Source organism: Enterococcus sp. DIV1420a (assembly GCF_051712165.1).
Taxonomy (GTDB): Bacteria; Bacillota; Bacilli; order Lactobacillales; family Enterococcaceae; genus Enterococcus; species Enterococcus faecalis.
Genome location: NZ_JBIOOI010000002.1, coordinates 645,282 through 657,979, shown reverse-complemented (window position 1 = coordinate 657,979; position 12,698 = coordinate 645,282). Strand labels below are relative to the sequence as shown.

Genomic DNA, 12,698 nt, shown 5'->3' with positions numbered 1-12,698 from the left:
TTCCTCCTGTTTTTTACCAGTACATTTTCCAATTTTTTTTGAACCGCACTAACGCTTCTAGATAGAAATAATCCCCCCAGATATTGCCTTCATTCACGCCTTTGCCGCTGTGCCAAGAATAGACACCCTCATTCAGCAAGGCCGTAATCCCATCCGTTTTGGACTCAGTATAGTTTTCAGATAAGCTTCTTAACATTGAATGCTGCGCATACTTGTAGACCAGCTTATGATTGTTCGTCTCAGGTAAAAACGGGTCCATTAGACTCATACCACAAACAGCAATCGCTGTCGCAGAAGTATCTCGGGACTGTTCGGAACCATCCATAAAAATCAGATCCCAATAACTAACAAAATCCTTCGGCAAGCGATTCAAGAAATAATTTGTAATCGCCTCAAAAAGCTCTGTATTCTCTTCCTCTGGACAGTAGGAGCGGAACAATGCCAAGCCATAAATCAACCACGATTGTCCCCTCGCCCAGCTTGAACTATCGGAATATCCTTGGCGGGTCTTTCCATATAAAGGATCGCCCGTTTTAGCATCGAAGAAAAACGTATGGTAAGCAGATGAATCTTCTCTAATCGCATTATCGATTGTCGTATGATAATGTTTAACGGCTACTTCACGATAACGTTCATCTTGAGTCACTGTTGACGCCCAAAATAATAATGGAATATTAAGCAAGCAATCTACGATCAAACGATAATTATCTTGGTTGCCCAATTCTCCCCAAGCCTGGATAAATTCTCCCTTAGATTGGTAGCGCTGTAATAACTTTTCAGCGGCACTTATTGCAGCATTCTTAGCCGCCTCATCTCCTGTTAGCTTATACGCACTGACACAGGATAAGCTGTACAAGAACCCTAAATCATGATGCTCAACTTCAATTTCATTTTCAATTCGGTAAATGAAACTCTCAACATTTTGTTCTGCCACTTCCCGGAAATGGTTTTCCCCAGAAACTTCATAGCACAGCCACAGAATTCCTGTCCAAAAACCGTTTGTCCATTCCGTGTTATCCATAGCTAAGTACGTATTGTCCTTTGTTGCTGGTGTTGGAAATCTATCTCCCAGATTTAGGATATTTTTTTCAACCTTTTTTAAAGCCTTATCTATTGCTTGATCAATAAAGTCTTCCGTAAGCATTCCTTGGCCAAAGAATCGCTCACTAGATAATAATTTCTCTCGTGTTCTCTTTTTCATAAGCATCCTTTCTAAAAAACAACTTAACGCGTTAACCGGTGTGAGTACATCATACAATACCGATTTAAGTTTGTAAACCGCTTTCTAAAAAAAACGCAAACATTTTCCATAAAATGGACTATGTTTGCGCTCTTTGACGAACGTACTTATATTTGTAAAAACTTATTCACTAATAATCTCAATCTGATAAAAATCAGAATGAATAAAACTTTGGGTATATTCAATCGGAGCTCCATCGTTCCCTCTAGCTAAACGCTTGATATTGAATAGTGAAAAACTATCTTCTTCGCCAAAACTTTTTCTTATGATTCGCAGCGGCTCTAACTCTTCTGAATCATTTGTTAACAAAATCGTACTCACTTCCATCGTCATAGGAAGATTCGCCATATTTCCTTGAAGACCCAATTCGTCGGATAAGCTAGCTCCCTTAATCAGCCGTCTAACAGAATCATCCTCAAGTTTTTCTGCAAAGAGATAACGATTTTGAATCTTCCACGGAAAATCATTCGTTAATGCAACTTGGCTTAGCTTAATCAACGCTTTAGTGCCTGATTTGTCGCCTAATATTTGTGCGATCTCTTTATCAGTAAATTCTTCAGAAACTAAAGTGATCGTTTCCTCAACAGACTTTTGTTTTTCGTTATTGGACATCGATAACTTCTCTGAGAAGAGAACTTTTCTATGCTTCAAATTTTTTCTGACAAAGGTCCCCTCGCCCTGACGACGAATCAAATACCCTTCATTCACCAGATCGTTCAAAGCCTTTACTACTGTCGTATTACTGACATCATATTTTCTTTTTAAATCACCTTCTGAATAAATTTTCTCACCCGTACTAAACTCTCCAGATTCAATCTTCTCTATGATATCTCGCTTTATAATCTCATACTTAGGTAACATATAATCCTCTCCTAACACGTTAACCGTTTATCTTCATTGTAAAGAACTTTTCTATTTATGTAAATAGAATGAGTAACAATTATTTATATTGCTAAACTAAAACGGTCGTCTTAAATTTTCCTTCTAAAAATCTAGATGAAAGACTACTTATTGATATCCGCCAATCGAAATTCCACTCAATGACACGATTAGATGGAATTTTGGTTGGCGGCTATCACCTTTATGGACGAACACTTCAGAATTACGAAAGGATTCACAGAATAGGGAGTGGATCTCCAATCTTCCATAATAAAAACGGTGTAAGGCTAACTCGCTCTGGAGTATGATTTCGAATTAAAAAGATTGTCAAAGAGGCGAAAAAAGCCTCTCCTATGCTTTCTGAAAAGACTATTACTCCTCATTCTTTCAGACATTCGGTAGCAATGAATCTTTTGGAAGCTGGAGTGGATATTTCCACGATTACGATATGGCTTGGTCGCTCCATTTTATAGACAACTCACAAATATATGATAGCCTATGTAGAAATGAAACGGAAAGTAATGGAAAAAGCAGGAGCAATAGGAGAAAATTTATTCTATTATAAACTATCCAACTATATTTTTAGTTTTTTAAACACTTTATGTCAAGGGCAATTTAATTTTGGATCTTTCCTTGAATTGTTGATGATAGTCATTTTTCAGATAATAGAACCTTCATTTTTAATGTTTGAAAGTGACAACACCCAAACATCATTCGCTTTATTTTCTTCAACTTACTTATCTTTCCTTCGGCTAAACCATTAGAGAGTTCTGGAAAAATTAGTGCATTTTGAATGTCATCTTTATCTTGTTCCAATCCGTTTAGAAATGTGTTGAGGTGTTTGTTATTCAGCCTTCGTACGATACTTATCCACTGATCTAGAGCATCCAAACTGCAATCGGATAAAATTTTGCGAAATGTCGCTACCAATTGAAGAATTTCTAAAATTTTTGTTTCTGATTTCAGTATGTACTGAGTTGTTTCATCCAATTCACTTAGGAAAAATTCTTTCACAAATAGACATTTGATGATGGGTCTACGTGACACTTTGTTTGTAATCATACGACGGTTGTTATATGTTTCTAGCACTTGTTTATAGGATTTTTTGGAAAGTTGAAAAAGCTCTAGAGTAACCTTCATTAACTAAAACCTTGTACACATCATGTAATTTTTCAAATTGTAGTAGTAGCTGTTGTAATCGTGCCACGTAAGAATCGATTTCAATAACGGAAACTTTCTGATGGTGGTCCTCTAATACATCAATAGTTGGAAGACCGGTGAGCTTTTGGGCCTTCACGCCTTTTTTCGCTGATGAGTCTTAACGATGATCCCCTCCGCAAGAGGTGGCGGGGCGATTGGCACGTCAAAGAGATCCAAACTCATTTGACCAGAAAGTTGTTCTGGCAAAGATTCTTTGGATCATCCATAGAGTTTATTCGTCAAATAAGTAATTTGTTCTCTAAGCAGTTGAATCTCTGCAGTGAGTGTATCGATTACTTTTAATTGCTTTTGATTGTCTGACACTCGTTTCTCCAGCATGGCGACTAATTGTGCGATTGTTCCGTTATTTTCACTTCTATCATTTGTTTGATTTGACAAAGAAACACAACGCTTTCTAAAACTATTTCATGTTATTATTATATCGTAAAATAGATAGAAAAAGAAGGAGAAATGGCGTGGAAACAACGTTTTCCAACCGTTCTCCTCTATTTGATTTAATTAGAAAATACCTCGCTTTCCGGCTAGAATTGCTTTGGGTTGATTAATGTCCAATCCTTCCAATAACCATCGAATCTGTTGGTGCGTAAGGTAACGAATTTCTTTTTTTGATCTCGGCCAACGAAGTTGTCCTTGATCCAATCGCTTGTATAAAAGAAGGAAACCATCTTTTTCGTAATACAACATTTTGAAACGATCTCGTCTGCCGCCACAAAATAAGAAAAGAGCATCGTCGTACACATCCAGATTATACTCATGCTGGACGATGGCAGCCAGGCCATCAATTCCTTTCCTTAGATCTGTTTTTCCACAAACAATAAAGATATGAGCGACTTTTTGATAATCAAGTATCATGAGCTATCAGCTCCTTCAAGACCGTCTGCACAAGATATTGACTCGCGCAATTGTAGATGAAGATGTCATGAATTTCCGCTTTGATTTTTATTCCTATTTTAGCAGGAAGTGCGCGTTTTTCTTGCGGCTGACCCTCGAGCTTAATGGCAACGACCTCTTGTTTTTCTTTCATAAAGCAACCACCTCCGATTTGTACTTGTACTGTCAGTATAGTCGGAAGTGGTTTTTGATTGTAGGTACTCAGTGGTTCGGCGCTTACTATTTAAATCTAACGAAGAGACAAAAGTTAAAGACAGACTATCCTTGTCTACCAATCGCTAACTTTAAGCATCTTCATTCAAGCAAAAAAATGTTCTATTATCTGTTTTTTATTTCTATAGAGTAATCGTCTTCATTACTGCACCTCATAGACTTATGTTGCTAGTTAAACCAGTCAGATAGTAAAACCAACAACAGCATTCTTTAGTCACTCTTTCCAGTAAATAACAGCATTCTTCAAACCATTTACTTTAGTTACAATGTAACTAAACTCTTATTATAAAAAATTAGCTAATCAAATAAAGGATAACCTATACTGGTACCTTGTTCTATTCATGTATGTTGCATATGAATTGATTTTTAAATCAACCCATAAGTAGCAGTGCCTATGATTATTTATAAAAAAGGAACTTCATGCCTTGGCTAAACTTTATTTCTAGTGATACATATTGTTCAGTATTTATAAACTAGTTAGGTAAAAATTTTTAGTAGTGAGAACCTTTTTTATTTTTGTCTGTATCGTTAGTAGGGAAAGAACTTACTGGTTAGTAAATGACTAGTAGCTGTTTAGCTAGTTCATTCACTCTTTTTGGAACTTCCAATTGTAAGGCAAGTCATACTCTTTAATCATTTTATAAACATCTTCTACCTTCAAATGAGAACAATCAGCTAACTCATTCATGTTTAAAAGCGGGTATTGTAGACACAATTTACGTAGTGACTCAATTTTTCTATTTTGCCACTCCATTTCTAAAAGTGTTTGTTTCATGAGTTGAATTCCTTTCTGTTATATTTTAAATACTTATAATTAATCATTTTAGTGAATAAGAAACGCCAAACAACCGTTCGTTTGGCGTTTCTTTTATTCTATTTGTTTAAGAAAGATGCCGATCTTTCTTGCTAGCGATTAAAGAAAGTGATAATCGTAAGAGAATTTTTTCATAGTTTTTTTCTGATACTTTCTTTTCTCATTAGCACGAATAATATACCTCCAATTTCGGATAACTGGGTAAGGAAGGTGATACTGTTAATTAATAAATATGGAACAGGATTCTTATAATTTTACATACAGACACCTAAGGCTTTGTTAGTACGTTAATTATATCTGAGAATACTACTCTAAAGTTAGCGGCTATGCCATAATTCTTATACTTATTAGCTAAGTTGAAATCTACAAGCCATAGCAGTGCGTTGGTGTTATTGAAATAATTTAATAGATCTATATTTGTTTTTAGTGGTGAAGCTGCTAATAAAGCTGTTATTGATTCTACATATAAATTTTTAAGAATATTTCTGGCATCTTCCGATGTTGCTGTTGCAGAATCAGTATAAGCCGCAACGATTTTTGTATATTCAACACCATATATAGACAAACCTAATTTACGAATTTCTTTGCTTATTAATAAAGGAAGTTCGACTTGTTCAAAATTATTTAACTCTTCCATATTATTGATATTATCAATTTTATTTAATAAATCATTTTCTTCACTAGCTGTTATTATTTTACTATTAACGTTTTTAGCTTCACTACCTAAACCTTTTATAGTTATTTTTAAGTAATCTTTATTCAATACTATTAAAGCTTGGGCTTCCGCTGCTTGTTGAGCTTGTGTTACTTCATCCGCTGTACCGGCATTATCGACTTGCATAGTAAAGCCGTTTTTTTCATCGCTACTTAGATTTGTTAGAGCGTTAATCGCCTCTTTCGCGGCTGTTTTTGCATCTGTTAAGGCTTGGGCATCGGCTGCCGCTTTATTCTCGGCATCTTTGGTTGCCGCTGTTTGTTGGGCTTGTTCTACCTCAGCAGTTGTTCCTGCGTTATCGACTTGCGTAGTAAAGGCCGTTTTTTCATCCGCACTTAGATTTGTTAGAGCGTTAATCGCCTCTTTCGCGGCTGTTTTTGCATCTGTTAAGGCTTGGGCATCGGCTGCCGCTTTATTCTCGGCATCTTTGGTTGCCGCTGTTTGTTGGGCTTGTTCTACCTCAGCAGTTGTTCCTGCATTATCGACTTGCATAGTAAAGCCGTTTTTTTCATCGCTACTTAGATTTGTTAGAGCGTTAATCGCCTCTTTCGCGGCTGTTTTTGCATCTGTTAAGGCTTGGGCATCGGCTGCCGCTTTATTCTCGGCATCTTTGGTTGCCGCTGTTTGTTGGGCTTGTTCTACCTCAGCAGTTGTTCCTGCGTTATCGACTTGCGTAGTAAAGGCCGTTTTTTCATCCGCACTTAGATTTGTTAGAGCGTTAATCGCCTCTTTCGCGGCTGTTTTTGCATCTGTTAAGGCTTGGGCATCGGCTGCCGCTTTATTCTCGGCATCTTTGGTTGCCGCTGTTTGTTGGGCTTGTTCTACCTCAGCAGTTGTTCCTGCGTTATCGACTTGCGTAGTAAAGGCCGTTTTTTCATCCGCACTTAGATTTGTTAGAGCGTTAATCGCCTCTTTCGCGGCTGTTTTTGCATCTGTTAAGGCTTGGGCATCGGCTGCCGCTTTATTCTCGGCATCTTTGGTTGCCGCTGTTTGTTGGGCTTGTTCTACCTCAGCAGTTGTTCCTGCATTATCGACTTGCATAGTAAAGCCGTTTTTTTCATCGCTACTTAGATTTGTTAGAGCGTTAATCGCCTCTTTTGCGACTGTTTTTGCATCTGTTAAGGCTTGGGCATCCGTTAGGTCTTTACCATTTGCTAAGTTTTCTTCATTTTGTTTAACTGCATTTAAATATGCATTGAGAACTTGCTGATTAGTCGTCGCATTTTTCACTTGAAGAATAAATTCTTCCTTTTCATTTAAACTTAAATGTAGTAAAGCATGAATAGCAGCTGTTGCTACTACTTTCGCATCGGTTAAAAATTTAGATTGAATATCATCCAAAATATTTTTTTCATTTAAATCATTTTTTTCAAGTGTATCAATTTCCGTAATCAAAGTAGCTATTTTTTCATTCAACTGATTTAGTTGAGTATCAATCGCAGCTATTTCTTGGCTATATGAGGCTAATTGTTGTTGTTGTTCTAGTGCTTCTTGCTTAGTGTTACCTTTCTCGTTATCTGGTAAATTAAAAGCAGCTAATTGTTCCTGAGCTTGTGACAACTCCTCTTGGAGTTGGTCAGTTTCATTTTGCTTAGTTTCTTTTTCATTTATTAATTGATTAATTCGATTGTCTGATTGGTTTAATCGTTCATTTAATTCCGCTAATTGACTGCCTGAGTTATCAGCTACTTCTAACATTGCTTCTACAGATGCTAACTGACTTTCTAGTGCTTGCCGCTGCTCCACTTGATCTTCTGGTAAATTAGCTAATTGGCTTTTCAACGCTGATTGTTTAGTTTTCAACTCTTCAATCTTTTGTTGAGCATTTTGATAAACTGTTGTTGCCGTTGATAATTGATTCACAATCTCATTTTTTACATTCTGTGCTTGTGTTAATTCTTCATCAATAACTTGCAACCTAGCCCGTTGTTCCTCTAGGTCGTTTTGTAACCCATTAACCCTTTGGGTTAATGCTGATTTTTGACTGGTTAAAGCAGAAATACGCCACTCATTTGACTGGTTAATACTATCAGTTAACAGTTCTTCAACTTCTTGTTTTGCTCTTTCAAGTTCTGCTTTTTCTGTCGCTAAAACTTCTCGTTTATCTTCTAAGTCTTTCAATTCATTTTTTTTACCACTTATTTCTTCTTTACTAATAACTGGACTTTCTACAGCTTTTGATGGTAAAAGTTGTATATTACTAGTATTTCCATCAGAAACTTTAGCATTATTCCTTACAGTACTCGGCGTAGTTGCATTTGAACTTTTACCATCACTGGGCACATCGGTCACTTGTTGTCCAAAGGTTTGATTTGGATCAACTTTGTCTGCTGGCGTTAATTGTGCTTCACTCACCACTTTCCCCTGTGAATCGATGATTTTCACCTTTATACCATCAAAACTGATCGTTGTTCCTACCGGAACATTGTATTGACTCCCCTCTTCAAAGCCATTCAACTCCATTAATTTTTGCCATTTAACATTAACAGCTAAAGAAATGTTGTAGAATGTGTCGCCTTCTTCAAAGGTATAACTCGATTGATTTGCTACCAATTTTGCTTGAATACTTTCAACCGAATTTGCTACCCATTCATCTGCATAGACTGATTCTGTATCTAATAAAGCTAATCCTCCCAGCATTAAACTTGAGAATAACAACCCTTTAATAAGCCATTTTTTCCCTTTTTTATACATTTTCGCACGATATTTAGGCTCATTATAGCTAGGTAAAGTCTTCACACTTGATTTTTTCATGGAAAAACTCCTTTCATGTTATCAATTGATACATATCAAATTATACTAAAAGGTAATGCGAGTAAAATTCTATAATTATCAATTTCAATAAGACAAAAAAAGGATTTTCATTAAAAGTGTTTATATATGCTTGAACTTTTGATGGAAAATCTATCCTTAAATTTCAAATTTACATAATATTTAAAATGTTGTTAAGGAAATCACCTCGTGTGAATTTTGGATTCAACGGTCTCTTGTTTCTATAGATAACTGGTATTATCTATTTAAGATATTACCAGTTTGGAAAATATCAATCACAAAACTATTTCTTACTGTTTCAACTGCTTCCACAGTAATCGTATTGATGTTGTTAATCTTTAAAGCGCGATTAATTTATTTAAATAGTCGATGAGTTAAGCGAAAGTTACCCTTAGTTATCTTGATAGTAGTAGTAATTATTTGATAATCAGAAAATCTCCTATCCTAATATCTTCCAATAAAAATTCTATCTAGTAACACGAATGTTACCAACCGTTGCCAAGTAAAGTACAACCGTAATTTTATAGCCAATCCCTATCGTATAATGATGATATCTTATACAGGAGATTTTTTATAATTCATTATTCTAAAATATTGGAGCTGGCCAGAGTGTTCGTGCTATCACCAACAGTATGGAACTGTTCGTCCGAAAGTCAGGGAGGAGATCGAAATGACAAAAGGCAAAGGATTATTTCCCTCTTTCTCGGAGGAACTGGATGATCAATTGTTGGAATCGTTCATTTTCTCGCATAAAACGATTGAAGGATCAAATTATAGCATGATGGATCTTGTGCAAATCCATTGAGAGTTAGCGAAGCTTATTGTGAACCTTGCGCTATTCCACTATGAGTTTGAGATACTTTTACGAATGTAAGTTCGTGCCACCTATTCTTACCGTTCATTTCTTCACCATTACAAAAATTATACGGTTAAATACAAAGCAATCATGCTTATTCATCGGAAATCTAGAGAGCTTTGTGAAGTTGAGTGGGTGGGTTTAGTAAGCCAGACCAAAAATTGTGATATCGGCGAGTCGATAAAGCCTATGTTTTCGTATCAACGTTGCCGTGTAGCCAATTATCCTATGCCGAGGTAACGATTAGCGTTGATTTGCACACACCACCGAGCTCTAGATTATTTAGGCAGGGTTTCACAAATTATTGTACCGGGTAATCTAAAAGCCTGCGTCATGCGAAATACGCTTAAAGAGCTGATTTTACACCTCACTTATCGTGAGATGTGTGATTTCTATGGGAAATTGTCTAGAAAAATTAGTAAAAGAAGCAAAAATATCTGTAACAGTCATTACAAATGGGACTATTTTAATGAATTGTTCCATTATAAATTTGATTATTCTCGGCCGTACATTACACTCAAAATCAAATGCCTTAGTTGGTAATATTACTACTGAATTAATTAAGAAATATGTGATAAACAAAGCATTTATTAGCTGTTCAGGACTTTCAATGCCTGTTGGACCAACGGATACCAACGAACAAGAATCAAAAATTAGTGGAAATTCTTTCCTTGCTTCAGAACAAAATTTCTTATTAGCTGACAATACAAAATTTGATTTTAAAACAGTTTATTTAAATTCAAGTTTTGATTCATTAGATTACATTGTTACGAATGAGCGTGCATCGAAGGAATGGAAAGAATTTTTGACAGAGAAAAAATGAGCTTCTTTATTAAAAAGTTTCTATAAAAAATAAACTGTGCAAATTATTATCATACTAAAAAGTATGAGATAACTTGCATAGTTCGTTTTTTAATTATATTCAAACATTTTAGAAATACCTCACTCGCTATGATAAGTTAACAAATTCTTATTTATTATTTGTTTACATTGCAGTACTTTTTATCATAACAAAATAGTTTTAAGACACGTCCTAGTAATCTATAAATTTAATCATCATTGGTTCTTCTAAAAATTTATACTTTGCTTTTATATAAATTAGTTTTCTTTGTTAAAGATATAATAAATTTTGTTTTTCTTCTTTCTATGAATTAATTTCGTAGCTAGATTGTAACGGAATATAATACCTACAAAGTTTCTATATTGATTGATGAAATCATTAAATATAAGATCAAACACTAAACATTCATTTCAATCACAATTACTTTGTAAATAGTTATTCTTTAAAAGAACGAAGAATCTATCTATAGAATATTTGTAAAAGTTATGTTGATAAATTATTATCCGTTATGTTAGTACTAGTCTTATATCCTTATTGATTAACCTTTAAGTTTAACAAATGTATACCATGAAAATTTATAGATTTTTAAACTCTATAGTAAAAAAGGAGTTCTTTTTACAAGAACTCCTTAGTGCGAGAAAATCTTAAATAAAAATAGCTAGACAGAAATTAAGCACGTTTACGTCTTAAAATCCATGCAAATCCGGTTAAAACAATTGCTGCTACCCCGCTTAATAGCATCCAAGGAGTATTTACTTCTCCAGTCTGCGGCAAGGTATCCACCGTTTCTCCAGAAGAAACTTTATTTGAATTCGTTGCTACAGGAGTGACTTTTTCTGAACCTTTCACAGCTTCTGTTGTGCCTGTTTTAGCTGGAGTCCCTGCTTCTGCCGGTGTTCCTGCTTTAGCTGGTGTTCCTGCTTCTGCTGATGCACCTGTTTTTGCTACTGCGCCTGGTTTTGCTACTGCGCCTGGTTTTGCTGCTGCACCTGGTTCTGCTGGTGTTCCTGGTTCTGTTGCTGCACCTGGTTCTGTTGCTGCACCTGGTTCTGCTGGTGTACCTGGTTCTGTTGCTGCACCTGGTTCTGCTGGTGTACCTGGTTCTGTTGCTGCACCTGGTTCTGCTGGTGCGCTTGCTGCTGTATCTTCTTCAACTAGAGCATAGTTAGATAAATGTGTTGTTTCAAAGGTGTAATAACCATTTTCTGCAGAACCTGGCATAACACTTTTTATCCCATTTTCATCAATGTGATACACTTTTACTTTAGCATCATCATAACCCATAGGGATTGGAAGACTCACTTGGATTGTACCGTTAGGCTGTACTTTCACATTTTTGCTGTCTGATAGAGAGATATCAAACAATGAGAACTTTGCATAATCTACTTTTAATTTATCAAACACAGTTCCTTCATTAAGCGAAGAAACAACTAATGTAGCTCCTTTTGGAATCACTCCACTAAGAGCTTTCACAGAAACGTTAGTAGCATTATCAGAAAGTGTTGCATCATCAGCTGGTGTTTCAGTATCAGCTGGTGTTTCAGTATCAGCTGGTGTTTCAGCGTCAGCTGGTGTTTCAGCGTCAGCTGGTGTTTCAGTATCAGCTGGTGTTTCAGTATCAGCTGGTGTTTCAGTATCAGCTGGTGTTTCAGTATCAGCTGGTGTTTCAGCGTCAGCTAGTGTTTCAGCGTCAGCTGGTGTTTCAGCGTCAGCTGGTGTTTCAGTATCAGCTGGTGTTTCAGTATCAGCTGGTGTTTCAGCGTCAGCTGGTGTTTCAGTATCAGCTGGTGTTTCAGCGTCAGCTGGTGTTTCAGTATCAGCTGGTGTTTCAGTATCAGCTGGTGTTTCAGCGTCAGCTAGTGTTTCAGCGTCAGCTGGTGTTTCAGCGTCAGCTGGTGTTTCAGCGTCAGCTGGTGTTTCAGTATCAGCTGGTGTTTCAGCGTCAGCTAGTGTTTCAGCGTCAGCTGGTGTTAAACTTGAAGCTATTTCATTACCACCTAATTCATCAGCTAAAACCATTGTAACAGGGATACCCGTCCCAGCTGCAAGTAGAGAAATCATAAATAAATTAGATATTCTTTTTACCTTTCTGATTTTTTTTAATTTTTTTGCTTGTGTTCTTCTATTCACCTTTTCAGTCCTCCAATAATAAATTCTTTTAATTTTCTCGCAAAATAGATTATCTCACAAAATATTTATTCTGATTCATTGTATTTTATTTGTATAGTTTATGATCGCCTGTATACTTTTAAAAAA

General features: G+C 36.0%; 12 protein-coding genes and 1 pseudogene. 3 read left to right on the top strand and 10 right to left on the bottom strand.

Features of this window, described 5'->3' with window-relative positions:
* Positions 1–13: 13 nt before the first annotated feature.
* A complete protein-coding gene (locus IGI80_RS14525) occupies positions 14–1,201 on the bottom strand; it encodes a glycoside hydrolase family 88 protein (protein ID WP_438723985.1) in 1,188 nt (395 codons plus the stop codon).
* Between the two features lie 162 nt (positions 1,202–1,363).
* On the bottom strand, positions 1,364–2,101 hold the full coding sequence (locus IGI80_RS14520; protein ID WP_332115553.1) for a GntR family transcriptional regulator: 738 nt from the start codon (positions 2,099–2,101) through the stop codon (positions 1,364–1,366).
* A 332-nt stretch (positions 2,102–2,433) separates the two neighbouring features.
* On the opposite strand from IGI80_RS14520, the gene IGI80_RS14515 reads away from it, so the two are divergent.
* Entirely contained in the window at positions 2,434–2,592 is a 159-nt protein-coding gene (locus IGI80_RS14515) for a tyrosine-type recombinase/integrase (protein WP_438724257.1), read from the top strand.
* A gap of 178 nt (positions 2,593–2,770) precedes the next feature.
* Here the strand turns inward: IGI80_RS14515 and IGI80_RS14510 are convergent, their stop codons facing one another.
* From IGI80_RS14510 to IGI80_RS14480, 7 genes and pseudogenes are all read right to left on the bottom strand, one after another.
* Positions 2,771–3,208, bottom strand: coding sequence for a transposase (locus IGI80_RS14510; RefSeq protein ID WP_438723984.1), 438 nt, complete (start codon positions 3,206–3,208; stop codon positions 2,771–2,773).
* Positions 3,209–3,538: 330 nt separating this feature from the next.
* Positions 3,539–3,718, bottom strand: coding sequence for a hypothetical protein (locus tag IGI80_RS14505; protein WP_438723983.1), 180 nt, complete (start codon positions 3,716–3,718; stop codon positions 3,539–3,541).
* Positions 3,719–3,838: 120 nt separating this feature from the next.
* The gene (gene tnpB, locus IGI80_RS14500) at positions 3,839–4,192 is read right to left on the bottom strand and encodes an IS66 family insertion sequence element accessory protein TnpB (RefSeq protein WP_438723981.1); all 354 of its coding nucleotides are present in this window, start codon (positions 4,190–4,192) and stop codon (positions 3,839–3,841) included.
* Positions 4,182–4,364, bottom strand: a complete 183-nt coding sequence (locus IGI80_RS14495) for a hypothetical protein (protein WP_438723980.1) — start codon at positions 4,362–4,364, stop codon at positions 4,182–4,184. Before IGI80_RS14495 ends, tnpB begins: the two co-directional genes overlap by 11 nt.
* 666 nt (positions 4,365–5,030) lie before the next feature.
* Positions 5,031–5,219, bottom strand: coding sequence for a hypothetical protein (locus tag IGI80_RS14490; protein ID WP_438723978.1), 189 nt, complete (start codon positions 5,217–5,219; stop codon positions 5,031–5,033).
* Positions 5,220–5,526: 307 nt separating this feature from the next.
* Positions 5,527–8,727, bottom strand: coding sequence for a LysM peptidoglycan-binding domain-containing protein (locus IGI80_RS14485; RefSeq protein WP_438723976.1), 3,201 nt, complete (start codon positions 8,725–8,727; stop codon positions 5,527–5,529).
* A 255-nt stretch (positions 8,728–8,982) separates the two neighbouring features.
* A pseudogene (locus IGI80_RS14480) lies at positions 8,983–9,180 on the bottom strand (hypothetical protein); the annotation flags it as partial.
* Between the two features lie 235 nt (positions 9,181–9,415).
* On the opposite strand from IGI80_RS14480, the gene IGI80_RS14475 reads away from it, so the two are divergent.
* The gene (locus tag IGI80_RS14475) at positions 9,416–9,550 is read left to right on the top strand and encodes a hypothetical protein (RefSeq protein ID WP_438723974.1); all 135 of its coding nucleotides are present in this window, start codon (positions 9,416–9,418) and stop codon (positions 9,548–9,550) included.
* Positions 9,551–9,995: 445 nt separating this feature from the next.
* Complete coding sequence (locus IGI80_RS14470; RefSeq protein ID WP_438723972.1) at positions 9,996–10,424, top strand: hypothetical protein; 429 nt, start codon at positions 9,996–9,998, stop codon at positions 10,422–10,424.
* 687 nt (positions 10,425–11,111) lie between these two features.
* On the opposite strand, the gene IGI80_RS14465 is transcribed toward IGI80_RS14470, so the two are convergent.
* Positions 11,112–12,572, bottom strand: coding sequence for an LPXTG cell wall anchor domain-containing protein (locus IGI80_RS14465; protein ID WP_438723970.1), 1,461 nt, complete (start codon positions 12,570–12,572; stop codon positions 11,112–11,114).
* Between the last annotated feature and the right edge of the window lie 126 nt (positions 12,573–12,698).